This window comes from Mesorhizobium tamadayense (assembly GCF_003863365.1).
Classification (GTDB): Bacteria; Pseudomonadota; Alphaproteobacteria; order Rhizobiales; family Rhizobiaceae; genus Mesorhizobium; species Mesorhizobium tamadayense.
In genome coordinates this window covers 93,840-118,544 of the sequence record NZ_RQXT01000004.1, presented here as the reverse complement: position 1 = coordinate 118,544, position 24,705 = coordinate 93,840, and the positions used below count along the sequence as shown (strand labels likewise).

Annotated in this window: 24 protein-coding genes and 1 pseudogene; 11 read left to right on the top strand and 14 right to left on the bottom strand. The window is 65.4% G+C overall.

The features are described 5' to 3' along the window. The first annotated feature begins 14 nt into the window (after positions 1 to 14). Both EH240_RS05085 and EH240_RS05080 read left to right on the top strand, forming a co-directional pair. A complete protein-coding gene (locus tag EH240_RS05085; RefSeq protein WP_124996321.1) occupies positions 15 to 758 on the top strand; it encodes an SDR family NAD(P)-dependent oxidoreductase in 744 nt (247 codons plus the stop codon). Between the two features lie 219 nt (positions 759 to 977). Then, positions 978 to 1,202, top strand: a complete 225-nt coding sequence (locus EH240_RS05080; protein WP_124996320.1) for a hypothetical protein — start codon at positions 978 to 980, stop codon at positions 1,200 to 1,202. A 325-nt stretch (positions 1,203 to 1,527) separates the two neighbouring features. On the opposite strand, the gene EH240_RS05070 is transcribed toward EH240_RS05080, so the two are convergent. Continuing rightward, entirely contained in the window at positions 1,528 to 2,034 is a 507-nt protein-coding gene (locus EH240_RS05070; protein ID WP_124996318.1) for an OsmC family protein, read from the bottom strand. Between the two features lie 140 nt (positions 2,035 to 2,174). Between EH240_RS05070 and EH240_RS05065 the strand changes: the two genes are divergently transcribed. Both EH240_RS05065 and EH240_RS05060 read left to right on the top strand, forming a co-directional pair. After that, positions 2,175 to 2,672, top strand: a complete 498-nt coding sequence (locus EH240_RS05065; RefSeq protein WP_124996317.1) for a VOC family protein — start codon at positions 2,175 to 2,177, stop codon at positions 2,670 to 2,672. Between the two features lie 293 nt (positions 2,673 to 2,965). Next, the gene (locus tag EH240_RS05060) at positions 2,966 to 4,462 is read left to right on the top strand and encodes a S10 family peptidase (RefSeq protein WP_124996316.1); all 1,497 of its coding nucleotides are present in this window, start codon (positions 2,966 to 2,968) and stop codon (positions 4,460 to 4,462) included. An 18-nt stretch (positions 4,463 to 4,480) separates the two neighbouring features. On the opposite strand, the gene EH240_RS05055 is transcribed toward EH240_RS05060, so the two are convergent. Continuing rightward, positions 4,481 to 4,912 carry a nuclear transport factor 2 family protein gene (locus EH240_RS05055; RefSeq protein WP_124996315.1) on the bottom strand — a complete coding sequence of 144 codons (432 nt, stop codon included), beginning with the start codon at positions 4,910 to 4,912 and terminating at the stop codon, positions 4,481 to 4,483. 498 nt (positions 4,913 to 5,410) lie between these two features. Here EH240_RS05055 and EH240_RS05050 point away from each other — a divergent pair. Next, positions 5,411 to 5,623 (top strand): annotated as a pseudogene (locus EH240_RS05050) (hypothetical protein); the annotation flags it as partial. 99 nt (positions 5,624 to 5,722) lie between these two features. On the opposite strand, the gene EH240_RS05045 reads toward EH240_RS05050, so the two are convergent. Then, positions 5,723 to 6,577: a LysR substrate-binding domain-containing protein gene (locus EH240_RS05045; RefSeq protein WP_124996314.1), complete on the bottom strand. Its 855-nt coding sequence runs from the start codon at positions 6,575 to 6,577 to the stop codon at positions 5,723 to 5,725. A 114-nt stretch (positions 6,578 to 6,691) separates the two neighbouring features. Here EH240_RS05045 and EH240_RS05040 point away from each other — a divergent pair, with 114 nt between their 5' ends. Beyond that, positions 6,692 to 7,099 carry a tautomerase family protein gene (locus EH240_RS05040; protein ID WP_124996313.1) on the top strand — a complete coding sequence of 136 codons (408 nt, stop codon included), beginning with the start codon at positions 6,692 to 6,694 and terminating at the stop codon, positions 7,097 to 7,099. Positions 7,100 to 7,242: 143 nt separating this feature from the next. Beyond that, the gene (locus tag EH240_RS05035) at positions 7,243 to 9,465 is read left to right on the top strand and encodes an AMP-binding protein (RefSeq protein ID WP_124996312.1); all 2,223 of its coding nucleotides are present in this window, start codon (positions 7,243 to 7,245) and stop codon (positions 9,463 to 9,465) included. A gap of 480 nt (positions 9,466 to 9,945) precedes the next feature. Here the strand turns inward: EH240_RS05035 and EH240_RS05025 are convergent, their stop codons facing one another. Both EH240_RS05025 and EH240_RS05020 read right to left on the bottom strand, forming a co-directional pair. After that, positions 9,946 to 10,761 carry a CDP-alcohol phosphatidyltransferase family protein gene (locus tag EH240_RS05025; RefSeq protein ID WP_124996310.1) on the bottom strand — a complete coding sequence of 272 codons (816 nt, stop codon included), beginning with the start codon at positions 10,759 to 10,761 and terminating at the stop codon, positions 9,946 to 9,948. A 3-nt stretch (positions 10,762 to 10,764) separates the two neighbouring features. After that, a complete protein-coding gene (locus tag EH240_RS05020) occupies positions 10,765 to 11,463 on the bottom strand; it encodes a phosphatidylserine decarboxylase (protein ID WP_124996438.1) in 699 nt (232 codons plus the stop codon). Positions 11,464 to 11,849: 386 nt separating this feature from the next. On the opposite strand from EH240_RS05020, the gene EH240_RS05015 reads away from it, so the two are divergent. Next, positions 11,850 to 12,743 (top strand): SMP-30/gluconolactonase/LRE family protein, encoded by an 894-nt coding sequence (locus tag EH240_RS05015; RefSeq protein ID WP_425374767.1) that lies wholly within the window; start codon positions 11,850 to 11,852, stop codon positions 12,741 to 12,743. Here EH240_RS05015 and EH240_RS05010 read toward each other — a convergent pair. The 4 genes from EH240_RS05010 to EH240_RS04995 all read right to left on the bottom strand — a co-directional run bounded on the left by EH240_RS05010 (position 12,722) and on the right by EH240_RS04995 (position 17,346). Beyond that, positions 12,722 to 13,063, bottom strand: coding sequence for an antibiotic biosynthesis monooxygenase (locus tag EH240_RS05010; RefSeq protein WP_124996309.1), 342 nt, complete (start codon positions 13,061 to 13,063; stop codon positions 12,722 to 12,724). The two genes, EH240_RS05015 and EH240_RS05010, sit on opposite strands and share 22 nt — an antisense overlap. 282 nt (positions 13,064 to 13,345) lie before the next feature. Further along, a complete protein-coding gene (locus EH240_RS05005; protein WP_124996308.1) occupies positions 13,346 to 15,229 on the bottom strand; it encodes an ABCB family ABC transporter ATP-binding protein/permease in 1,884 nt (627 codons plus the stop codon). Positions 15,230 to 15,255: 26 nt separating this feature from the next. Then, entirely contained in the window at positions 15,256 to 15,576 is a 321-nt protein-coding gene (locus EH240_RS05000; RefSeq protein WP_124996307.1) for an ArsR/SmtB family transcription factor, read from the bottom strand. A gap of 219 nt (positions 15,577 to 15,795) precedes the next feature. Then, a complete protein-coding gene (locus EH240_RS04995; RefSeq protein ID WP_124996306.1) occupies positions 15,796 to 17,346 on the bottom strand; it encodes a LysM peptidoglycan-binding domain-containing protein in 1,551 nt (516 codons plus the stop codon). Between the two features lie 117 nt (positions 17,347 to 17,463). Between EH240_RS04995 and EH240_RS04990 the strand changes: the two genes are divergently transcribed. Then, complete coding sequence (locus EH240_RS04990; protein ID WP_124996305.1) at positions 17,464 to 18,075, top strand: LOG family protein; 612 nt, start codon at positions 17,464 to 17,466, stop codon at positions 18,073 to 18,075. 70 nt (positions 18,076 to 18,145) lie between these two features. Here EH240_RS04990 and EH240_RS04985 read toward each other — a convergent pair whose 3' ends face one another. Next, positions 18,146 to 19,030 carry a LysR substrate-binding domain-containing protein gene (locus tag EH240_RS04985; RefSeq protein WP_124996304.1) on the bottom strand — a complete coding sequence of 295 codons (885 nt, stop codon included), beginning with the start codon at positions 19,028 to 19,030 and terminating at the stop codon, positions 18,146 to 18,148. A gap of 104 nt (positions 19,031 to 19,134) precedes the next feature. Here EH240_RS04985 and EH240_RS04980 point away from each other — a divergent pair, with 104 nt between their 5' ends. After that, positions 19,135 to 19,425 carry a muconolactone Delta-isomerase family protein gene (locus tag EH240_RS04980; protein WP_124996303.1) on the top strand — a complete coding sequence of 97 codons (291 nt, stop codon included), beginning with the start codon at positions 19,135 to 19,137 and terminating at the stop codon, positions 19,423 to 19,425. Positions 19,426 to 19,470: 45 nt separating this feature from the next. Here EH240_RS04980 and EH240_RS04975 read toward each other — a convergent pair whose 3' ends face one another. Then, entirely contained in the window at positions 19,471 to 19,845 is a 375-nt protein-coding gene (locus EH240_RS04975; protein ID WP_124996302.1) for a hypothetical protein, read from the bottom strand. A 322-nt stretch (positions 19,846 to 20,167) separates the two neighbouring features. Between EH240_RS04975 and EH240_RS04970 the strand changes: the two genes are divergently transcribed. After that, positions 20,168 to 21,163 (top strand): transporter, encoded by a 996-nt coding sequence (locus EH240_RS04970; protein WP_124996301.1) that lies wholly within the window; start codon positions 20,168 to 20,170, stop codon positions 21,161 to 21,163. Positions 21,164 to 21,166: 3 nt separating this feature from the next. Here EH240_RS04970 and EH240_RS04965 read toward each other — a convergent pair whose 3' ends face one another. The 3 genes from EH240_RS04965 to cimA all read right to left on the bottom strand — a co-directional run bounded on the left by EH240_RS04965 (position 21,167) and on the right by cimA (position 24,598). Beyond that, positions 21,167 to 21,853, bottom strand: coding sequence for a glutathione S-transferase family protein (locus EH240_RS04965; protein WP_124996300.1), 687 nt, complete (start codon positions 21,851 to 21,853; stop codon positions 21,167 to 21,169). Between the two features lie 67 nt (positions 21,854 to 21,920). Continuing rightward, entirely contained in the window at positions 21,921 to 22,850 is a 930-nt protein-coding gene (gene rarD / locus EH240_RS04960) for an EamA family transporter RarD (RefSeq protein WP_124996299.1), read from the bottom strand. A gap of 131 nt (positions 22,851 to 22,981) precedes the next feature. Further along, the gene (gene cimA, locus EH240_RS04955; RefSeq protein WP_124996436.1) at positions 22,982 to 24,598 is read right to left on the bottom strand and encodes a citramalate synthase; all 1,617 of its coding nucleotides are present in this window, start codon (positions 24,596 to 24,598) and stop codon (positions 22,982 to 22,984) included. Positions 24,599 to 24,705 lie beyond the last annotated feature (107 nt).

Here is a 24,705-nt window from a genome sequence, read left to right as displayed (position 1 = left end):
ACGGAACCTCTCGCATGACCCTCGACCTTTCCGGCCGCGTGGCGGTCGTTACCGGCGCCTCGCGCGGCATCGGCTATTTCATCGCCAGGGAGCTGGCGGCCGCCGGCGCGCATGTGATTGCCGTCGCCCGTACCGTCGGCGGCCTGGAAGAGCTGGACGACCAGATCAAAGCCGACGGCCGTGGACAGGCCACGCTGGTGCCGCTCGACCTCGCAGACATGACCGGCATCGACCGGCTGGGCGGGGCGATAAATGAGCGTTGGGGCAAGCTCGATATCCTGGTGGCCAATGCCGGCATCCTCGGCGTGATCTCGCCGATCGGCCATGTCGAGGCCAAGACCTTCGAAAAGGTGATGACCATCAACGTCACCGCGACCTGGCGCCTGATCCGCTCGGTCGACCCTCTGCTTCGACTCTCCGATGCCGGCCGCGCGATCATCATGTCCTCCAACGCCGCGCATTCGGCGCGCGCCTTCTGGGCGCCCTACGCGGCTTCCAAGGCAGCGGTGGAGACGATGATGCGCTCCTGGGCGCATGAGACCGAGAGCCTGCCGCTGCGAGTCAACGCCGCCGATCCCGGCCCCACCCGCACCGCGATGCGCGCCCAGGCCATGCCCGGCGAGGATCCGGAGACGCTGCCGCATCCTTCCGAGATCGCCAAGCGCATCCTGCCGCTGGCAAGCCCGGCGCTGAAGGAAACCGGGCTGATCTTCCAGGCCAAGCACAACCGCTTCGTCGCCTACCGGCAGCCGGAATAGAACTGAAGTTCGAAAGCGCTTCTGCTGAAACCGATTCTAGGCGGCGCGCTTTGCGGCCTGTTCTACAGCTTCGCCGTCGACTTGGCATGCGCAGCGAGAACACCGTTCACGGGTCTGTGAACGGCGGGCGGATGCATGTCCCGCCGCCCTGCTTTCGCCATTTGCGGGGAGTTGCTAGGATCGGTTCGACTCCGACATCCAGCAAAGCGAGGAATTTCCATGGCTGCTACTCCCAGCGTAGCGTTGGTCTGGTATCTGGTGATCGCCGGCCCGCAAGGCGGCATGGTGGTGCTGCCCAGCACCTTCGACACCCGCGAACAGTGCACCAACGCGATTGCCGAATATCAGAAGCAGCCGACACCGCAGGGCTGGGCCGTGCAATGCGTGCCGAGCGCCTCGCCCTTCACTGATGAGGGGGATGCGGAGGAACCTTCGGCGCAGTAGGGTTAGCGTGATCGCCCTTTGGGGGAGATGGCCGGCAGGCCAGAGAGGGAGGCACGAAGTGACGCCGACCTTTTTCTGTCGTCATCCTAGGGCGGAGCAACGAGCGAAGCGACGCGCGCAGACCCTAGGATCCAAGCGTTGCAACGTTTACAGAATTCTGCACCGCTGCACTCCACGTCGATCGTCACGGCATGGATCCTCGGGTCAAGCCCGAGGATGACGAAGCGTCGGGTGCGCCGGAAAACCAGGTGCCGAAACGCCGGCAGCACAGCGCCCCCCTCTGCCCTGCCGGGCATCTCCCCTACAAGGGGGGAGATTGGCAGCGTCAGCGCCTCGCGCTCACCGTCAACGCCGGCTTGTTGTTGATCGTCTGGAACACCACGCAGTAGCGCTCCGTGAGCTTCAGCAACGAATCGATGCGCTCCTGCGGCTCGTCTGTGTCGAGATCGAATTTCAGCCGGATCTCCCGAAAACCAACCGGCGCGTCGCGAGCGACGCCGAGCGTGCCGCGAAAATCGAGGTCGCCCTCGGCCTCGACGGTGGCGCTGCCGAGCTTGAACTCCAGCGCCGTCGCCACCGCCTTCAGCGTCACGCCGGCGCAGGCGACCAGCGCTTCGAGCAGCATGTCGCCGGAGCAAAGCTCCAGGCCCGAGCCGCCGGTCGCCGGATGCAGTCGCGCCACGGCAAGCGCCCTGCCCGTCTCCACCTTGCAGGCGATCGACTGGTCGTCGAGCGTTCCGCGCGCCTTGAGCGTGATCAGCGCTTTGGCGGCGTCTTCGCGATAGGCTTCCTTCAGCGGCGCCTGCATGGCCTTGAGTGCGGTCGCGTCCATTTTCATCCCTTCGGTGGTCTTTGCTGATTGATAGTATTGTCTGGCCCAGCGTGCAGAACAATGCTCGGAACGCCACGCCTGTCGGATCGGGCGAAACTCGAACGTCCTTCAGTCGTTGTCAGACAGGAAGGAGATTCAGCATGGCCAAGGTGACCTCGCATCTGTGGTTCGAAAAAGACGCGCGGCAGGCGGTGGAGTTCTATGTCGCCACCATTCCCAACTCGGCGATCGGCCGCGCCACGGACGTGGCGGCTGACAATCCAAGCGGCCCCGCCGGCAGCGTCAAGATCATCGAATTCGTGCTCGACGACCAGAATTTCATCGCGCTCGAAGCCGGTCCGCTCGACCCGTTCAACCATTCCTTCTCGGTCCTGGTCGAGTTGGACGGCCAGGACGAGATCGACCGCATCTGGAACGCTTTTCTCGACAACGGCGGCAAGCCAGAGCAATGCGGCTGGCTGAAGGACCGCTGGGGCCTGTCGTGGCAGATCGTGCCGAAAATCCTCGGCGATATGGCAGCCCATCCCGACCGCGAGCGCTCGAAGCGGGCGATGGAAGCGATGCTCGGCATGGTGAAGATCGATGTCGCGGCGCTGGAGAGGGCGTTTGGGGAGACAGACTTCGCTGCCCAAAGGTAGCATCGTCCCAACGTTGGAAGGGAGACCCGGCGGCGAAACCGCCAATCTCCCCCTTTGCGGGGGAGATGTCCGGCAGGACAGAGGGGGGTGTGAAGGATCGCCAACGCAGGCGGCGTTCATTCCGCGAGACCTGCACCGAAGAGGCCGGTCGGTAACTGCTGACAGGGCAGCGGGACAGTACCCCCTCTGCCCTGCCGGGCATCTCCCCCGCAAAGGGGGAGATTGGCAGCTTCAACCCTTTGACTTCGACCGCCCCGGCCTTACTTTGCGGAGGTCGTTCCTGCGGAGGCGTCATGCGGTTGAAACTCGTCCCCCTCATCCTGCTGACGCTTGCCGCCTTCGCGCAGCCAGCCCCGGCCGAAACACCGGAGCGGCCGGCACCTGTCGGCGGCGTGCTGTCGCTGCTGCTGCCGCCGCAGGTGACCGAGCATTCGCTCACGATTGGCGGGCGCAAGCTGGACTACCAGGCCAAGGCCGGCACGCTGTCGCTGCTTTCAGGCAAGGGCGAAGTCACGGCCGAGATTTTTTATGTCGCCTACACGCAGCAATCGCCTGCCCCCTCGAAAGAGCGGCCGATCACCTTCGTCTTCAACGGCGGGCCGGGCGCGGCGTCCGCCTACCTGCATCTCGGCGCGCTCGGCCCGCGCATCCTGGCGACCGCGGCAGACGGCGAATTCCTGCCGCCGCCGCAAAAGCTCATCGACAATCCCGACAGCTGGCTCGACACGACCGACCTCGTCTTCGTCGATCCGGTCGGCGCCGGCTACAGCCGCGAGGCGCCAGGCCAGGACACGAAGGCGTTCTGGGGCGTCGACCAGGACGCCAGCTCGGTCGGCGCCTTCATCCGGCTATACCTGGCACAGAACGGCCGCACCGCTTCACCCCTCTTCCTCGTCGGCGAAAGCTATGGCGGCTTCCGCGCCGCGCTGCTCGCCAGGACGCTGCAGGAGGATGTCGGCTTGAGCCCCAGCGGCATCGTGCTGATCTCGCCGGCGCTGGAGTTCATGCTGGTACGGCCGGACCAGTTCGACCAGTTGCACTGGGCGCTCGAATTGCCTTCGCTGGCGGCGGTGCGGCTTCGCGCCGACGGCGTCAGCAGCGAGGCGTTGCGCGGCAGGCTGGCCGAGGTCGAGCGCTACGCGCTTGGCGACTATCTGGCCGCTCTAACGAGCGGACTTGAGCAAGGCGGAAAGCTCGCCAGCGGGCGCGTTTCGGAGATCACCGGCCTGCCGCTCGACCTTGTCGAGCGCAATTTCGCCCGCGTCCCGACGGGCCTGTTCGTGAAAGAATTCCGGCGCGCCACGGGCACGGTGCTCAGTCCTTACGACGCCACGATCGGAACCGCCGACATCGCACCGCAAAGCGCGCATGACGCAGGCCCAGATCCGGTCCTCGACCGCAGCGTGCCGGTGCTGACCTCGGCCTTCGTCGCCTATGCGCGCGACGAACTGAACTACCGCACCGATGTCAGCTACCGGCTGCTCAACGGCGAGGTCAGCCACAACTGGGACTACGGCACCTCGGGCCAAGGCTATGCCGGCGTGATGAACGACCTGCAGCGGGCACGTTCGCTCAACCCTGCCCTCGGCGTCGTCATCGTCAACGGTTATACCGACCTAGTCACGCCCTATCTCGCCTCGCGCTACCTGGTGAACCAGCTTCCCTCGCTGGCCGATGCCAAGCCGATCCGCCTCGATGTCTTGGAGGGCGGGCACATGATGTATTTCAGGCCGGACGGCCGCCGCGCGCTGAAAGAGGCGGCCTCGGAGCTTTATCAGGCGACGCAGTAACGTGGCAGCCTTGTGAGGTTAGGAACCAGTTCCACTGCTGGCCGTTGGCGGACGGCGCCCGGAGAGGGCCTCAACTGCGTCTTCGATGCCGACAACCTGCCGCTCGACGTCCTCCAGATACAGTCGCCCGGCCACAATCTGACCGTCAATGATCTCGAACAGCGTGACCCCGCGCACCTCGAAGGGTTGCCCTTCGCAGCGAGTACCTGACCAATGCCATTCGATCCAGGTCGTGTCACCGTCTTGGACCGAGCGCGTGACCGCCGCTTGGAAGTCAGGTATTCCCGCGAATATGGCCTCCCAGTTGGCGCGCATCTGGTCCCGCCCGACGAAGGCTCTGCCCGGGTGCGCCGGCTGTACACTCCGATAGTTCTCGTGGATGAGAGCGGCGAGAGCGTCGAGATGATGCGCGTTCATCGCAGTCACCAGTCGATCGATCACTCCAGTCATCGAAACTCCCGGACTTATGCAGCGCACGCTTCGGCGCTCTCTCTCTCCGTGGTCCACTGCGGGGGTGAGCCACGCCGATCAATCCGCGAGCCTCAAAATTACCTGATTGGGCTGTGGCCGTCCAGCATTGCAAGACGCCGAACATGCGCGTCCGCCTCCTCGCGTAGTAGCGTCGGCGACCACTGCTGGGTGGCTTTGTGCGTGCAAGCCCCTTTGTAAGCATCGGGCGAATGCAGGCCGCCGGCAACTGCCCAACGCAAGGTCGGAGTTGGCGCAGAGGCGTGCCGGCTCTGCCATGGGATGGTAGCTGCTGCTGACGGCGGGATGTCAGGACGGCAAGCGTAGTCTTGTAAAATTGACCGACTCGCTCGAAAGGCCCGACACGCTCATCGATGGCGCAGCCGGCCCCGCTGCCGAACGCACGCTTGGCATCGTGCTGGTCTCGGCCTCGACGGTCGCCTTCGCGCTCACCGGCGTGCTGACCAAGTCGATCCATGCCTGCTCGGCTCGGCCGAAATGCCGTTCGCCATCCTGTTTGCCTTGCTGTTTGTCGGCGAAATCCCGCCGGTGGCCAGCATTATCGGCGGCGCCATCGTGCTTTGCGCGGTTTTCGCGCATGCCGGACACGACTGGAGGAAGGCGAGATCGGCGGATTCGAAATTATTTTCACAGTCACGGAACCATCATCCGACTCAGGCATTGTTGGATTGACGGGTCACCCCCCAAGTCCCCCCAAACCCCTCGACCCGTCTGACTAGAAGCCGACCCGCAAAAAGGTCGGCTTTTTCTTTGGAAAGCGCAAAGCGAGTTTCAGGAAGGCAACGTCAGGCCGCTGCCGAGAAGCTCGGCCAGATTCCGCGCGGGCCGGCCGGCCTCGCGGCCGAGCCGGATGGCGAAGTGGGCGACGGGCACCGCCGGCAGGCCGAGCTCACGCGGCGCTTCGACAATGCCGGAATGGGCAAAGCGCTGCGTGCGCAGCGTAACGGCGATGCCGGCATTGACCGCGGTGCGCAAGCCGGCAAGGCTGGCGCTGCCGGCGGCGATACGATAGCTGCGGCCGGCGGCATCGAGCGCGTTGAGCGCAGCCTCCCTGAAGCCGCAATAGGGATCGAGCAGCGCCAGCGGCACCGCTTCCTGCCGCCTCGCCAATCCTTTTTCCGAGCAGAGCCACAGCATCGGCTCGCTGATCAGGCCCGCTTCATCCGGCGATGGAGCGTGGCGCATGGTGATCGCGAGGTCGAGCTGGGCTGCCTGCAAGGCTGACCCAAGCTCCAGGGAGCGGCCGACGCGCAGCTCGATCCTGACGCGCGGATGGCTGGCGGCGAAGGCCCGCAACAGCTCCGGCAGGCCGTGGTCGGCAAAATCCTGCGTCGTGCCGATGGCGATGCGACCGCCGGCGCGCGCCCCTTTCATCGCCAGCCAGGCTTCGGTGTGGACGGCAAGAATGCGTCGCGCATGGCCGACAAGGTCCTCGCCGGCCGGCGTCAGACCACGCCCCCTGCCCTTTGCGCTGAGCAGCCGCTCGCCGACGATCTCCTCCAGCCGCTGCATCTGCGCGGTGACCGCCGATGGCGAGCGGCCGACAGCGGACGCCGCCCTGGCCAGTGAGCCGCCATCGACGAAAGCGAGGAAGGTTTTGAGCAGGTCGGGATCGAGAGTTTCCATACTTCTATGTTATTGAATTGTTCGTTAAAAACAATTCGATTTTTCTGACGCTCGAATGGTGACATGGTCTTCTCACCGGCGGCGGCAAGCCGCTCGATCCGAAGGAGAAGAAAAATGCCGATCATCAATGTCAGCGTCACCGGCAAGCCCGATGCGAAACGCTCCGCTGCAATCGCCAAGGACATCACCGAGATGACGGCCACGCATCTGCGCAAGGACCCGACGATCACCGCGGTCGCGGTCACCTATATCGACCCGCAGCACTGGTTCGCCGGCGGCAGGTCGCTGGCCGAGCATGGGATCAACACCTTCTGGCTCGACATCAAGGTGGTGGACGGAACCAACACAAAGCTCGAGCTCGAAGCCTATCTCAAGGCGATCTTCGACGCCTTCGGCCGCCTGCTCGGCGGCGTTCACGAGGAAAGCTACGCGCTGGTGCACGAGGTGCCGGCGGCGGCCTACGGCTATGGCGGCAAGTCGCAGGAGTTCCGGTTCATCAGCGGAAGGCTGAAGGCGGCGTGAGGCGCTGTCTTCCCCTTCTCCCACAAGGGGCGAAGGGGAAGCCGCGCCATCCCACATTGACCTTGCCCCCACTTCCGCTACGCTCTGCCACCGAAGCGGCCGCCCAAAGAGCCGCGCCCTGGAGGACGTTGGGAGAGAGCGGCATGATCCTGACTTTGGCGCTGCTTGCCGGTCTTGCCTTTGCCTGGCTGCTGATCGGCGTGATCGAGACGTTCCGGCTTGACCTGCGCTTCACCCAGGCGCTGCTCTACGTGCCGTTCAAGCTTGCCTGGCGCATCGCGGACAACCGCATCCGCATTGCCCGCAATGCGCGCGCGCCGGTCATCTATGTCGTTTCGCACCAGTCGCGCATCGAACCGGCGCTGATGCTGTCGCTCTTACCCGACGACACGCTGCACATCCTGGATGAGGCCTCGGCGCGCTCGCCGTGGCTGGAGCCCTGGCGCGAGCTTGCCCGCACCATCGCCTTCAATGCCGAGCATGTCTTCGTCAGCCGGCGGCTGGTGCGCGTGCTGAAGGGCAAGGGCCGGCTTGCCGTCTACCTGCCCGACACGGTCGAGCCTGACGTCAAGTCGTTCCGGCTGTTTCGCGCTATAACCCGCATCGCCATGCAGGCCGACGCCCGCATCGTGCCGATCTTCGTCGCCGGCGCGCGCGACCTGCCGATGTCGCTGACGCCGGTCGACAAGGCGCCGCGCCACTGGTTCCGGCACCTGTCGCTGAGCGTGCTGGAGCCGATGACCATCGCCGAGCTGGTGGCGCGCAACCCCGACATGGCCTCCAACACCAATGCGTTGTTCGACCGCTTCGCCGAGGCGCGGCTCTACGGCAGCAATCTCGATCGCGGCCTGTTCCTGGCCATGCGCGATGCGGCGGATCGCGTCGGCGCCTCGCATCCGATCATCGAGGACGTGATTTCGGGCGCGCTCAGCTATCGTAAGATGTTCATCGGCGCGCGCGTGCTCGGCCGCCGCTTCGAGGCGGTGACGGCGCCCGGCGAGGCGGTTGGCCTGCTCTTGCCCAACGCCAATGGCGTGGTGCTGTCCTTCGTCGGACTGATTTCGGCGGCCAGAGTCGCGGCGATGATCAACTACACCGCCGGCCCGGCAAGCGTGACCGCGGCGATCCGTACCGCAGTTATCCGTACCGTGGTCTCATCCCGCGCGTTCATCGAGAAGGCCGGCATCGCCGACATCGTCGCCGCCGTCGAGGCAGGCGGCGCGAAGATGCTGTGGCTGGAGGACGTTCGCGAGAGCGTGACGGTGCTCGACAAGGTCGCGGCGGCGCTTTTCTGGCGCTTCCCGCTACAGCGGCAGCAGGCGTCGAAACCGGCGGTGATCCTGTTCACCTCTGGTTCGGAAGGCACGCCAAAGGCGGTGGTGCTGTCGCACCGCAACCTTTATGCCAACGCCATGCAGGCCGAGGCGCGCATCACGATCTCGCCGGCCGATATCCTGCTCAACGTGCTGCCGGTGTTCCATTCCTTCGGGCTCACCGGCGGCACCATCCTGCCGCTGGTTACGGGCGTGAAATTGTTCCTCTACCCCTCGCCGCTGCACTACAAGCTCATCCCGGAGGTCGCGCGCAAGGTGAAGCCGACGGTGATGTTCGGCACCGACACCTTCCTTGCCAACTATGCCCGCACCGCCAAGGACGGCGACTTTTCCAGCCTGCGCTTCGTGGTGGCCGGCGCCGAAGCGGTGAAGCCGGAGACAAGGCGCACCTATCGCGACCGCTTCCAGGCGTCGATCATCGAAGGTTTCGGGCTGACAGAGGCAGCGCCCGTGGTGGCGGTGAACACCGCCATCCATAACCGCGACGGCACGGTCGGCCGGCTGCTGCCGGCGATCCGCATGAAGCTCGAGCCGGTCGAGGGCATCAGCGATGCCGGCAGGCTGTGGCTCGACGGGCCGAATATGATGATGGGCTACATGACCGCCGACCGCCCCGGCGAGTTGCAGCCGCTCGATGGCTGGCACGATACCGGCGACATCGTCTCGGTCGACCGCGACGGCTTCATCACCATCCGAGGCCGGGCAAAACGATTCGCCAAGATCGCCGGCGAGATGGTGTCGCTGGGCGCGGTCGAGATGCTGGTGCAGGCGCTGTGGCCGGAAGAGCGCCATGCCGCGGTGGCGGTGCCCGACAAGCGGCGCGGCGAGCGCATCGTGCTGGTCACCACCGCCGGCGACGCCGATCCTGAAGAGCTGCGCCAGTTCGGCAAGAAGGCGGGCGCCGCCGAACTTATGGTGCCCAACGACATCATCAAGGTGGAAGAGATCCCGGTGCTGGGTTCGGGCAAGACAGACTATGTCTCAGCGCGGAAGCTGGCGATCGACAGGCTGGGATTGAGTGCCGCGGCGTGACTGTGCCCTTGGCTCAATCCAATGCATGTCGCCCAAAAGTGCGCAGCGGTTTTGGGAGAACGACATGCATCGAACTAAGACTTAAAGCGTGTAGCCTGAATCCGTTTCAGCGCGACACGCTTTAGAGCACCACCACCGACAATAGCAGCACGACACCGATTGCCACCATCAGCAGACCTGGCCAATTCTGGGTAAGGCCCAGGAAACCGAGGCCTCGCCGCCGCGGCTCTAACGTCGGACCTGGCTTTGCGGGACTTGGTGCCGGATCGCTGAGCCGCCCGCGACGGAGCACTGCATCCGCCATGTAGACAACGCCAGCGACTATGAGCAGCGCACCAATGAGGATGACAGTCATTACCTCGCTCATTTCATGCTGATGCAACCCGCGAACTCATTTTCGCGGAACGCACATTCTCGCAAGCAAAACGATTACGATGGCCGGCGGGTTCCCGAGCCGCCTGACCCTGCGAAGGCGGCCTGTCAGCCGATATCCGAAGGCGGCACCTTCTCGCCTTCCAGCCGAGCCCGCTTCGAATAGGCGCGGACCGAGAACGGCAGAAAGAGGAGATAGCCGGCGACTGAAGCCGTCAGCGTGTACCAGGGATAGGCCATCAGCAGCAGGATGTAGAGCACGACGCCCAGGATGACAGGCAGCACCCTGTCGCCCGGCACCTTGACGCTCTTGCCCGAATAGACCGGCAGCCGGCTGACCAAGAGGAAGGCGACCAGCACGGTGAAGCCGGTGGCGACGAAGGCCGCCGACCGGGTCGGTTCCAACCCGAGCCGCAGGAAATAGAGATAGAGCGGCAGCATGACCAGCACGGCGCCTGCCGGCGCCGGCACGCCGACAAAGTATTCGGTCTGCCAGGCGGGCTGGTCGGTGTCGTCGGCCAGCACGTTGAAGCGGGCCAGCCGCATGCCGCAGGCGATGGTGAACAGAAGCGCCGCGATCCAGCCCGGCGAGCCAGCGCGGTCGAGCAGGAAGGCATAGAGCACCAGCGCGGGCGCGACGCCGAAATTGACGATGTCGGCAAGCGAATCCATCTGCGCGCCGAATTTCGAGGTCGCCTTCAGCATGCGCGCCAGGCGGCCGTCTATGCCGTCGAGGAAAGCCGCGAGCAGCACCATGACGACGGCCGGCTCAAAACGGTCCTCGAAGGCGAAGCGGATGCCGGAGAGGCCGGCGCAAATGGCAAGCACCGTGACCAGATTGGGCAGCACCATGCGCATCGGGATCTCGCGGATGCGCGGGCCCCCGCTGGCATGAGCTTCGAATTTCTTGAAGGGCGCGCCCACGGCTCAGGAAATCCTGACCAACGGAGTGACGGCGGTGCCGCCAAATTCGGCCAATACCGTCTCTCCGCCTACCGCCGTCTGGCCGACGGCGACGCGCGGCACGGCATTCTGAGGCAGGAAGACGTCGACGCGCGAGCCGAAGCGGATCAGCCCAAAACGCTCGCCGATGCCGATCGAGCCGCCGGCCTCGGCCCAGCAGACGATGCGGCGGGCGACCAGCCCGGCGATCTGCACGGCGGCAATCATGCCGTTAGGGCTGTCGATGACCAGCCCGTTGCGCTCGTTCTCGGAGCTTGCCTTGTCGAGATCGGCGTTGAGGAACTTGCCCGGCCGATGCTCGATCCGCGTGATCTTGCCGCGCACCGGCGCGCGGTTGATGTGGCAGGAAAAGACATTCATGAACACCGAGATGCGGATCATCTCGGCCGCACCCAGGCCAAGCTCGCGCGGCGGCACGGCGGGCCCGACGGCTGAAATCACGCCGTCTGCCGGGCTCACCACCAGCCGGTCGTCGACCGGCGTGACGCGCTCGGGGTCGCGATAGAAATAGATGCACCAGCCTGTGAGGATCAGCCCGATCCAGAACAGGATCGAGGAGAAATAGCCAAGAAACAGCGTTGCGGCGCCGAAGGCGGCGATGAAGGGATAGCCCTCGCGATGGATCGGAACGAACGTATTCTTGATCGTGTCGAGAAGCGTCATAGGGCTCAAGGGCGGTCCCTGTTTCAGGTCCGGCCTCAATAGCGGAAAGCCCCCCTCCCCGCAACGCAACAATGGGGGAGGCAAGTCCCATGACTCCAAACACTATAAACGCTGGCGGGACAGCGCCCCCCTCTGTCCCTGCCGGACATCTCCCCCCACAAGGGGGAGATCAGCTGTCACACCCGCTTTCGCCAATCTCCAACGTTGGAGGATGAGCGTCGCCGGCGAAGCTGCCAATCTCCCCCGTTGTGGGGGAGATGTCCGGCAGGACAGAGGGGCGCGAAGGATCGCCAAGGCCTCATTTGAGCAAACAACTTCCGCGACGGTTGTCGGAAACCGCTTCGCTCGCCCGTCCTTGGCGCGACAGCCCAACCAGGAGTCGCCCAATGGCATCGCCGAAATCCGTCGTCATGAAAGCCACGGTCATCACGGAGGGTCTCGCCTTCGGCGAATCTCCGCGCTGGCATGAGGGGCGGCTCTGGCTGTGCAACTGGGGCACCGGTGAGATCCTCGCCGTGGACGAAGAGGGCAAGAGCGAGGTCATGCTGACTGTGCCCGCCGTGCTGCCCTATTCGATCGACTGGCTCCCGGATGGACGGCTTCTGGTGGTTTCCGGCCGGGAAGGCCTGCTGCTACGGCAGGACGCGGACGGGACACTCGTCACCCATGCCGATCTCCGCGGCTTATCCCAGACCCCGTGGAACGAGATCGTCGTCGACGGGCGCGGCAACATCTACATCAATGGCGGCGGGCCGGCTCCGGCGCCGGGCGAGCATTTCGGACCGGGTACTATTGTGCTGATCACACCGGACGGCGCCATACGGCAGGTCGCCGAGGACATCGCCTTCGCCAACGGCATGGTGGTGACGCCGGACAACCGGACGCTGATCGTCGCCGAATCCCACGCCAGGCGGCTGACCGCCTTCGACGTTGCCGGCGACGGCAGCCTCTCCAACCGCCGCGTCTGGGCCGATCTCGGCACCGACTATCCCGACGGCATCGCGCTCGATGCCGAGGGCTGCGTCTGGTATGCCGATGTGCCCAACCGGCATTGTGTGCGGGTGCGCGAAGGTGGCCAGAGGCTCGATCGGATAGAGGTCGACCGCGGCTGCTTTGCCTGCATGCTGGGCGGGGAAGACGGCAGGACGCTCTACATCCTCGCCGCCGAATGGCGCGGCTTCGAGCATATGGTGAGCGACGCCCGCACCGGCCAGGTGCTGAGCGCCGCCGTCTCCGCGCCAGGCGTGGGCTGGCCTTCCTATAGTTCCGGCACGCGCTGATAATTGGCGATGTCGGCTTTGACGCCAAGCCGGGCAATCGTCTCCTGCGGGTTGAAGGCGATTCGCTCGTGCGCGGCCTTGACGATCGGCACCACCTTGTCCACCGCCGCCTGGCTTTCCCATTCGACCATGGTGACGATGTTGAACTCGCCCGGGCCGGAGAACTGCTCGAGCAGGAAATCCTGCACGAAGCCCTCTTGCTGGCGCAGCAATTCATGCGTCATGCGGACCTTGCCGAGGATTTCCTCGCGCGCTTCCGCCGGGACGACGAATTTGTCGACACGGAACACGCTGCCATCGCGTTGATTTTTATTGCTCATTTCGATCTGTCTCCGTTCGTGAACGAGGTGCTTCGCAGGGGCTCGGGAGACGGTTTGCAAGCTCAAGGTAGGTTAAGGTCAAGGGGAATTTTGCGGTGATGATGCGCGGCGACGCTGCTAATCTCCCCCCTTGAGGGGAGATGTCGCCGAAGGCGACAGAGGGGGTCGCCGCGCGTGGAGCGCCGGCGCCTTCCGTGACGAAAGACGACGCTGGCGCTCTATGTGAGACGACCCCCTCTGTCCTGCCGGACATCTCCCCCTCGAGGGCCCTCGAGGGGGAGATTAGCTCACCTCCGAAGTCCTTCTCCGCACAATCACGCCGAACTCGTCGCTTTCGCGGGCGATGCGCAGCCGCTCCTCGGCTTCGGTCGCCTCGCGCTGGCGGTCCCACATCGAGGCGTAGAGGCCTCGCTTGCCAAGCAGCGCGGCATGCGTCCCGCGCTCGGCGATCTGGCCGTCCTTGAGCACAATGATCTCGTCGGCCGAGATCACCGTAGACAGCCGGTGGGCGATGACGATCGTGGTACGGCCCTTGCTGACCAAGTCCAGCGCCGCCTGGATCTCCTGCTCGGTCTGGGTGTCCAGCGCCGAGGTCGCCTCGTCGAGCATCAGGATCGGCGGCGCCTTGAGGATGGTGCGGGCGATCGCTACACGCTGCTTCTCGCCGCCCGAAAGTTTCAGTCCACGCTCGCCGACCATCGAGCGATAGCCGTCGGGGAGCTTGGCGATGAACGGCCCGATCTGGGCAAGCTCGGCCGCCTTGCGCACCTCCTCCTCGCCGGCTCCGACGCGGCCGTAGCGGATGTTATAGGCGATGGTGTCGTTGAAGAGCACCGTGTCCTGCGGCACCATGCCGAGCACGGCGCGCAGGCTCTCCTGCGTCACGTCGCGGATATCCTGACCATCGATCAGCACTTGGCCGGCCTGCACATCGTAGAACCGAAACAGCAGCCGCGAGATAGTCGACTTGCCGGCGCCGGAGGGGCCGACAATGGCGACCGTCTTGCCGGCCGGCACCTCGAAGGAGACGCCTTTCAGGATCTTGCGGTTCGGATCATAGGAAAAATGCACGTCGCGGAACTCGACCTTGCCGGCGCTGACCTGGATCGGCCGGGCGTCGGGCTTGTCGACGATCTCCTGCGGCACGTCGAGCAGGTCGAACATGTGCTCGATGTCGGTCAACCCCTGCCGGATCTCGCGGTAGATGAAGCCGATGAAGTTGAGCGGCACGGAGAGCTGCATCAGCATGGCGTTGATGAAGACGAAGTCGCCGACGCTTTGCGTGCCAGCCTGCACCTCCAGCGCCGACATGCACATGACGATGACGGTGCCGAGGCCGAAGATGACGCCCTGGCCGAAGTTCAGCCAGCCGAGCGAGGTCCAGGTCTTGGTGGCGGCGGTCTCATAGCGCGCCATCGAGCGGTCAAAACGCTCGGCCTCCATGCGCTCATTGGTGAAATATTTGACCGTCTCGAAATTCAAGAGCGAGTCGATCGCCTTGGTGTTGGCGTCGGTGTCGCTGTCGTTCATGTCGCGGCGGATCGAGATGCGCCAGTCGCTGGCCTTGACCGTGAACCAGACATAGATCCACACGGTGACCGCCACCACGGCCACATATTTCCAGCCATAGGTGTAAGCGAAGATGCCGGCCGTCAGCGCGAATTCGAGGATGGTCGGCGCCGTGTTCAGCATGACGAAGCGCACGATCGTCTCGATGCCCTTGGTGCCGCGCTCGATGATGCGCGACAGGCCACCGGTGCGGCGCTCGAGATGGAAGCGCAGCGACAGCTGGTGCATGTGGACGAAGGTGCGGAAGGCGAGCTGGCGCACCGCATACTGACCGACGCGGGCAAACAGCGCATCGCGCAGCTGGTTGAAGCCGAGCTGCACCAGCCTCAGCACGTTATAGGCGACGACCAGCATCACCGGCGCGAGCAGGAAGGCGGGCAGCGGCGGCGGCGTCTTCGAGCCGTGGGCCAGCGCGTCGGTCGCCCATTTGAAGAAATAGGGGCCGGCTACCAGCGTCACCTTGGCGACGACCAGGAGCAGCGTTGCCCACGTGACGCGCGCCCTGAGGTCGGCGCGGTCGGCCGGCCACATATAGGGCCACAGGTTGCGCAGTGTCGTGAGGGTGCCGGTTTCGGCGGAGACGGTCTTGTCGGCCACTATTCTTGCCTTTTGGGTGAGTGGGGTCAGCGGCTGGAGCAGCAGGAATTGACGAGTTGATCGAGCAAGCCGGACACGCCGGCGAGCGCCGCATGGTCGACCGCATAACGCGAACGCTGGCGGTCGGCCTCGAAGCGGACGAGCCCGGCCTCGACCAGGATTTTCAAATGTTGCGAAACGGTCGATTGGGCGAGATCGAATTGGTCGACTACCTCGCGGCACGAACAACAGCGGCTGGCCGAGAGATGCTTCAGGATCTCGATGCGCGCCGGATGCGCCAGCGCCGCAAACCGCGCGGCGATGGCGCGGCTGTCACAAGCGCGACTGTCGGAGGAAGATTCGATCATCGTTCATCGGCGATAGACGATGAACGGTGAGAGGGCAAGCTAGGCCGATGGGTAGCAGGGTAATCTCTGGGGAGATGTCGCCGAAGGCGACAGAGGGGGTCGTCTCACATCGAGCGCCGGCGCTCTCTCTCGTCGCGGAAAGCGTCGGCGCTTCAGGCGCGGCTACCCCCTCTGGCCTGCCGGCCATCTCCCCCTCAAGGGGCGCTCAAATGCCTCGCCTTACTCGGCCTTCGCCGGCGCCGTGGTCACCTGGTCGCCCAGGGCCTTCATGTCGGCGGCCTCGCCTTCCTTCGACTTGCCGGGAACCTTGAAGACCTGGCCGGGCCAGATGCGGTCGGGGTCGCGGATCTGGTCCTGGTTGGCGAGATAGATCGTCGAGTAGCGCACGCCGTGGCCATAGACCCGGCGCGAGATGCGCCAGAGCGTATCGTTGCGGCGGATGATGACGGCGCCGTCGGCGTGCTCGAGCTTGGGCGCGACCGTCTCCGGCACACCGGCCGATGGCGTTGCTTCCGCGCCGTCGGCCGGGGCCCCGGCCGACGGCGCGGGCTTGCCGGCTTCCGCCGTCGAAGTGCCCGGCGCCGTCGTCTCGGCGGGCTTGGTCCCGGTGGCAGCCGGTGCCGCGGCGGCAGGCTTTGCCTCAGTGGACTGGGACGCGGCGGGTTTGGTCTCGTTCGGCGCCACGGCGGCGACCGACTCGCCGGGCTCGCGTTCGAACGGTACGGCGGCACGGGCGACGACCTTCGCGCCGTCGTTATCCAGGCCGTCGACATGGATGGTGTGGTTGCCGACCGGGATGTCGCGCGCCGCCTCGATCAGGAAATGGCCGTCGGGAGAGGTCTTGGCCTCGCCGAGCAGGATGTCGTCGGCGTAGGCGCGCACCTTGCGACCGGGATCGGCGGTGCCGGCGACAAAGATCTTGCTGCGGTCGATCTCGACCGCCTCGACGGCGATCTTGGGTTCGCCTGCGGTGGCCGCGGGCGGCGGCGTTGCGGCATCAGCAGCCTGGTCGGTAGCGGCCGGAGCAGCCGCCGTCGGCGCGTCAGCGGCCGGGGTCTGTGCCGGCGCGGCGGCCTGACCGGTGGCGGCCGGTGCGGCCGGCTTGGCCTCCGGCTGCGGAATGGTGAGCAGTTCGGACGGCTTGCCCGGTTCCTCGACCATTGCCAGCACCTGGCCGGTCGGGCTCTGCGGCACCGAGACGACGGCGGTCTGCGCCGAAGCGACGGCGACGCCGCCAACCGTCGAGCGAAGCGTGATCGTGTAGTCGCCGGGCTTCAGCGGATCGTCGAGCACGACGGCGAAGGCGCTATCAGGACCGGCATCGGTCGAGCCAAGCACCGTGCCGCCATTCAGGATCTCGACCTTGGCATTGGGCGCCGCGCTGCCGGCGACGACGATCGAGCCATTGCCTTCGACGCGCACGACATCGAAGGTCGGCAATATCGGACCGGCGGCGGGCGCCTGAGCGGCCGGCGCGGATGCTGCCGGAGCCGTCGCGTCGTTGGCCGGAGCCATCGCGTTGTTGGCGGGCGCCATCTTGTTGGCCGGCGCCATCGTGCTGGCCGGGGCTTGCGTCTGCGGCAAGCGCGCTTCGGTGGACGTGCTTGAGGCGTCAGCCGGCTTCGTGCCCGCCTGCGGAAGTGCCGCGACCTGTGCCGGTTTCTGGTTGTTGACGTAAGGGTCGAGCGCGCCCGACCCGTAGGCGACCGCCGCGACGACGGCAACGCCGCCCGCCGCGAACAAAAACGCCCTTGAAGGATTGATAGCCATAATCTTTTCTGCCCCCTTAGCCACCTAACGCCGTCCTAGCGTGTTTTGTTCAAGCTCACAAGAAAAAGCCCGTCCCTGGGCTTGACCGCGCCAACCGTCCCCATCACCAATCATCGCATGAACACGATTCGATCCGTCTGCGTCTATTGCGGTTCGTCTCCGGGCCGCGACGAAGCCTATCTCAAGGCCGGGCACCTGCTCGGCCGCTCGCTCGCGAAATCCGGGCTGCGCCTGGTCTATGGCGGCGGCACCAAGGGGATCATGGGCGCTGTCGCCGACGGCGCGCTCAAGGCCGGCGGCAAGGTGACCGGCATCATCCCGCGCTTCCTGATCAACAGGGAGGCGACCGAGACCGCCCTTGACAAGCTCGACGAGCTGTTGATCACCGACAACATGCACGAGCGCAAGCACAGGATGTTCGAGAAATCCGACGCCTTTGTGGCGCTGCCGGGCGGCATAGGCACGGTCGAGGAGATCGTCGAGATCATGACCTGGGGCCAGCTCGGCCATCACCGCAAGCCGATCGTCTTCGCCAACATCAAGGGCTTCTGGGACCCGATGCTTTCGTTGATCGAGCACATGGCGGAGGAAGGCTTCATCCACACCGCGCATCGGGTGAAGCCGCTGGTGGTCAGCGACCCCGAGGCCATCGTCGCCGCCATCATGGTGGCGGGCTCGTCGGTCGACGCGCCGACGGAGGGAGTGCAGTCGGTGATAGACAAGATGTAGGGTTAGGGGAGTAAGGGAATAGGGGAGTAAGGGAGTATGTAGTGACTGCCGGCTGATGAGGCGCACTCCCCTACTCCCCTACCGCCTTCCTCAAATCCCCAATCATCGCCCTTCGATCATTGCGCCGCCAGGCGAGGTGGATGGCGACGCTTCGCTCGAACCAGGGCAGATCGCGGAAGACTATGCCGGGCGGCGCGGCGCTTTGCAGGCTTTCCTGAACCGTCGCGAGGCCGAGGCCGGCGCTGACTAGGCCGAGCGAGCTCAAGGGATCGGCCGTCTCATAGGCGATGTCGGGCATGAAGCCGGCTCTCGCGCAGGCGGCCAGGAACTGGGCGCGATTGGTGTCGTCGGGCTGGCGCACGACGGTGATCCAGACGCGGCCGTCGAGATGGCCGGGCCGGACCTCGGCGACACCTGCAAGCGGATCGCCCTCGGGTATCGCCAGCACCAGCGGTTCGCGCCGCACCAGCATGCTATCGATATCCCGATCGCCTTCCGGCGCCGGCGCATAGACGAAGCCGAGGTCGAGCGCTCGGCTTCGCAGATCCTCGAACTGCTGTGCCGTACGGCGGCTGCGCAACTGAAGATGGAAATCCGGCCGCTCGCGGCGGAACTTTCGCAGCATGTCGGCGATCAGCCCGGCATGCACCGCGCCTTCGACATAGCCGATGGCAAGGCTGCCGACGGCGCCGCTGGCAAGGTTGCGGCCGAGCTCTTCCAGCCGGGCGGCGTTGGCGAGCAGCGCGCGCGCCTCTGCCAAGAAGGCCCTGCCCTCGGCATTGAGATGGACGCGCTGCTTCGAGCGCTCGAACAGCGCGACGCCGAGCTGCTCCTCAAGCTGCATGATCTGCCGGCTCAAGGGCGACTGCGAGATGTGCAGCCGCTCGGCGGCGCGGCCGACATTGCCGGCCTCGGCGACGGCGACGAAATATCTTATCTGGCGCAGGTCGAGCATTCTTCCAAGTCCTGTCAGGTCTGAACTTTAGCCTAATCAGTCTTGGACAGTCTGACCAGCCGGCGCGATATCTCCGGCATCAACCGGCCACAAAGGAGACCGCCATGCAGTTCTTTGCCCTGCTTACCCGCAACACCGAAAAGTTCAGCGACGCCGATTTCGCGCCGCTGCTTCCCAATGAGTCCGAGCAGCGCAAGACGCTCTATGCGCAAGGCGCGGTGCGCCAGGTCTGGAACCGCGGCGACATCCCCGGCAGCGGCATGATGTTCGAGGCGGCCGACGAGAAGGAAGTGCGCGGCCATCTCGCCAGCCTGCCGCTGGTCGAACGCGGCATGATGGACGTCGCGGCAATCGTGCCGCTCAATCCCTATCCGGGCTTCGGCCCGAAGCGCTGAGAGCTCCTGGACGGGTGCTGCCGACGAACCGGCAGCACCCAGTCCTCACGGCCAGGCGCGTTGCATTGCATCGAGCGACAGCCAGGCGCTCAGCGGCAGCGCCATCAGCAGCGCCAGGCGCGCGCCTGCGGAGCGCCTTGTCCATGTCGCCTTGCCGGATCCGCCGCCATGTCTGGAACGCTGCGGCAAGGGCGAGCAACGCGCGTAGAGTGCGGCTCCGATCAACAGAAGCTGCTTGCCGGTCACAGGAATGCCGGCCCGATTGAGCGCGTAGTCGATTGCGGCACCCGGCACGCCCGCAAAGAAGATTCCCGCGATCGCATAGAGGAAGCCGATCATCGCACCAGCAAAACGTGTTGCCGACAGCGCGACGAGCATTGCCAGCAGGACGAATGAGACAATGAAGGCGCGCTGGCTCACCGCCGAACTCTTCCGCTACGATCCGATCGGATACAGCCTGAAGTAGCAGCCCGGCATTAACGGCGCGTAACGGGAGCGGCCGGTCCCTCCACGCCGCGCGCCGCCACGGCTTTTTGCGCCCCCTTCGAAATGGGTCGCAAGCTGCAATCCTCATGCACGAAGATCAGGGACAGAAGCAGGCAGCCGGCAAGCAGGACCGCGTCCCTGGCGCGGGAGCGCCGATCGTCATCGAACCGTCACACGGAAACGGGGGCGAGCGTGCTAGAACGCAGCTTGGCCGCCTCCCTCGACCCCGACCGCATCAAGAGCCGGCGAAGCCGCCATGAACATCGCTGTCCCCAACGAAGGCACCGACCTCTCGCCCTATTTGCCCGACGAGCACGGTCTGTTCTTCATCTATCATTTCACCGCCGAAGGCCTGCGCACCAAGGATGCCGCCGAGGCGCGCTGGACATGGCGCAGCTACCAGATCACGGACATGCGCGCCCGCCGGGAGATCGGCGCCGAGCAGGCCCTGCCGGCGCCGGTGCGCGAGGCCTTCCTGTCGCCCAGCCATGGCTGCCACATCGATTTCGAGGATGACTTCCTCTACGGCGATCTGCCCGACCTCAGGCACGACTTCGCCGAGGCGCGCGGGCTCACCCATTTCCGCTTCGCCTTCAACGACAAGATGCTGATCGGCGCCCGCAAGCAGCCGCTGGAATCGGTCGACAAGATCCGCAAGCTGGTCGAGAGCGGCACGCGGAAATTCCGCTTGCCGGCCGAGCTGATCGAGGCGGTGATGGGCCAGTCGCTCGACGGCATGGCGGGCGAGCTCGACAAGATGGGCGACACGCTCGACGGCATCGAGGACCGCATCGTCTGCGACGCCTGGCACAGCGAGCGGCAGGCGCTGGTCGACGCGCGCCGGCATCTGGTGATCATCCACCGGCAGATGGCGACGCTGACCAATCTCTTCCGCCATCTCGACCATTCGCATCGCGACGACCTGCCGGAAGCGATCGGCGATATGGCGGCAAGGCTCTCGCACCGCGCGCATACGCTGCATCAAGACGGCGAGCAATTGCAGGGTCGCACCCGGCTTTTGCAGGACGAGCTGATGACCAAGCTGACCGAGCGGTCGAACCGGCTTCTCTACATACTATCGGTCATGACCGCGGTGCTGCTGCCGATGACCATCGTCTCCGGCCTGTTCGGCATGAATGTCGGCGGGCTGCCGCTGGTCGACACGCCGCTGGGTTTTTGGGTGGTGACGGCGATATCGCTGGTCGTCGCCGGCATTGTCTACATGGTGGTGCAGCGGCTTGGCCGCGTGTGACCGCTAGGCCGTGGCGCGAAAGTCCTCGGTGATGGTACCGGCGGCGCGGACCTCGGCTTCGTGGTCGGGCTCACGCCAAATCTCGGCGAGGCCGGCCGCGTACCATTCGCGCATGGCCGGGAGATCGAGCAGTCGCTTCGGATAGGCAGCGGCCGCGCCCTCGAACGTCAAGCCATACGACTGCGCCCGGAAGGCCACCGGCGCGAAGAAGGCATCGGCGGCGGTGAAGCGGTCGCCGGCCAGGAACGGGCCACCGAAACGGGCGAGGCCGTCGTTCCAGAGGTCGCCGAGGCGGAAGAGATCGTGTTTCAGCGCGTCAGACATGGGAAAAGACTCGACGCGCACGCCGCAGCACATCGGGCAGCGGTCGCGGAGCGCGGTGAAGCTCGAATGCATTTCGGCGGCGGCCGAGCGCGCCCAGGCGCGCGCCCTGGAGTCCACCGGCCAGACGCCCTGGTGGCGCTCGGCCAGATATTCGACGATCGAGAGCGAATCCCAAACCGCCCAGCCATCGTCGACCAGACATGGCACGCGGCCGCTCGGCGAGAACGGCCGGAAGAGGTTCCAACTCGATCCGGTCGGAAACGGCATCAGCCGCTCCTCGAAGGAAATGCCGAGTGTGCGCATCAGCACCCATGGCCTGAGCGACCATGACGAATAATTCTTGTTGGCTATGTGCAGCACGTACATTGGATGCCTCTCCCCGTTTTGACGCAATTCCGGACGGAAAACCGTCTCACACTTTTCCTGGAATTGCTTACCTTGTCGCGGGTGCCGCCGGGCGGACCTCGCGGCCCTTGAACATCGACCAGCTATACATGGCCAGCGCCGTCCAGATCAGCGCAAAGGCGATGGCTTGCGTCGTGCCGAAGGGCTCGCCGAAGATCAGCACGGCGATCAGGAACACCATGGTCGGCGCGATATACTGCATGATGCCGATGGTGGAGAGGCGCAGCAACCTGGCGCCAAAGGCAAAGAGCAGCAGCGGCACTGCCGTGATCGGGCCGCAGCCCATCAGCAGCGCCGTGTCGGTGGCGGTGCTGGAGACGAAATGATCCTGCCCGGTGGCGATCAGGTAGGCGATGTAGCAGAGCGCCGGCACCGAGAGCAGCAGCACTTCGAGCAGAAAGCCCTGGCTCGGACCGATCGGCAGCGTCTTGCGGAAGAAGCCGTAGGCGGCGAAGGAGAAGGCGAGCGCCAGCGACACCCAGGGCAGCTTGCCGGCGTCGATCGTCAGCACCGCCACCGCGATTGCCGCAAGCGCCACCGCCGCGATCTGCAGCCGGTCGAGCCGCTCGCCAAGCAGCACAGCACCAACGACGACGCTGACCAGCGGATTGATGTAATAGCCGAGCGCGGTCTCGATGGTGCGGTCGACCGCGATCGCCCAGACATAGATGCCCCAGTTGATCGAGATCAGCACCGCCGTCAGCGCCGCCATGGCGATGCTCCGAGGCGAGCGGATCGCGGCCTTGAAATCGGCCGTGCGGCCGGCCCAGACCAGCACTATAGCCGCGATCGGCACCGACCAGACGACGCGGTTGGCGATCACCTCGGCGAGCGGTAGATGCGCCACTGCCTTCATGTAGAAGGGTAACAGCCCCCACAGGAAATAAGCGCCGAGCGCCAGGAGAAAGCCGCGGCGGGCCTTGGCGTCGGCATCTAGGAGAGCTGTTTCGGTGGCCATGGCCCAACGCTATGGCCCAGGCGGGTGCCCAAGACCATCGCAAATTTCTGATGGATCAATGGACTTTCTGTGATGGTTCAAGGGGGGTGCCCAAGTTCCTCGCCCCACGAAGTGGGGAGAGGAAAGGAGCCTCACTCCGCCGCCACCAGGCCCGCCATCTCGCGGTTCTTCATCAGCTTGTAGACTATCGAATCCATCAGCGCCTGGAAGGAGGCGTCGATTATGTTTTCCGAGACGCCAACCGTCCACCAGCGGGAGCCGGTCGAATCGTGCGATTCGATCAGAACGCGAGTGATGGCCTCGGTGCCGCCGTTCAGGATACGCACTTTGAAGTCGGCGAGTTCTAGGTCGACGATCTCGCTCTGGTACTTGCCGAGATCCTTACGCAGCGCGATGTCGAGCGCGTTGACCGGGCCGTGGCCTTCCGCCACCGACATCTTCTCCTCGCCGTCGACCTCAACCTTGACGATCGCCTCGGAGACCGTCTTCAAATTGCCGATGGCATCGAAGCGGCGCTCGACCATGCAGCGGAACGAGGTGACGGTGAAGAACTCCGGCAGGCCGTGCAGCATCTTGCGGGCGAGCAGCTCGAAGGAGGCGTCGGCGCCCTCATAGGCATAGCCTTCGGCCTCGCGTTCCTTGACGACGGCGATCAGCGCGTCGAGCCGGCGGTCGTCCTTCGGCACATCGATGCCGCGCCGTTTCAGCTCGGCGAGGAAATTGGCCTTGCCGCCCTGGTCGGAGACCATGACGCGGCGGCGGTTGCCGACCGTTTCCGGCGGCACGTGCTCGTAAGTCGCCGGCTCCTTGGCCAAAGCGGACGCATGGATGCCGGCCTTGGTGGCGAAGGCGGACGAGCCGACATAGGGCGCCTGCGCTTCCGGCGCGCGATTGAGCAGCTCGTCGAAAGCACGGGAGAGCCTGGATATTCGGGTCAGCGCCTCGGCCGAAATGCCGGTCTCGAAACGATCGGCGAAGGCCGGTTTCAGCGAAAGCGTCGGGATGATGGAGATCAAATTGGCGTTGCCGCAGCGCTCGCCGATGCCGTTCAGCGTGCCCTGGATCTGGCGCACACCGGCCTCGACGGCGGCGAGCGAATTCGCCACCGCCTGGCCGGTATCGTCATGGGCGTGGATGCCGAGACGGTCGCCTGGAATGCCGCCGGCGATCACCTTCTCGACGATGGCGCGGACCTCGGACGGCTGGGTGCCGCCATTGGTGTCGCACAGCACCACCCAGCGCGCGCCAGCATCGTAGGCTGTCCTGGCGCAGGCCAGCGCATAGGCGGGATTGGCCTTGAAGCCATCGAAGAAATGCTCGCAGTCGACCATCGCCTCCTTGGCCGCAGCGACTGCCGTCTCGACCGAGACCTTGATCGAGTCCAGGTTCTCCTCGTTGGTGCAGCCGAGCGCCACGCGCACATGGTAGTCCCAGCTCTTGGCGACGAAGCAGATGGCGTCCGATTTCGACTGCACGAGCGCCGCCAGCCCCGGGTCGTTGGAGGCTGAGACCCCTGCCCGCTTGGTCATGCCGAAGGCAACGAATTTCGCGCTCTCCGTCCGCTTCTCCTGGAAGAAGGCGGTGTCGGTCGGGTTGGCGCCGGGATAGCCGCCCTCGACATAGTCGACGCCGAAGTCGTCGAGCAGCTTGGCGATGGCGATCTTGTCCTCGACGGAAAAATCGATGCCCGGCGTCTGCTGGCCGTCGCGGAGGGTGGTGTCGAAGAGGAAAAGGCGTTGCTTTGTCATGATGGCAAGGTGCTTGAGCACCCCCCTCTGTCCTGCCGGACATCTCCCCCGCAAGGGGGGAGATCGGCAGCTTTGCCGATGGCGCTTGTCCTACAGCGTCGGCGATT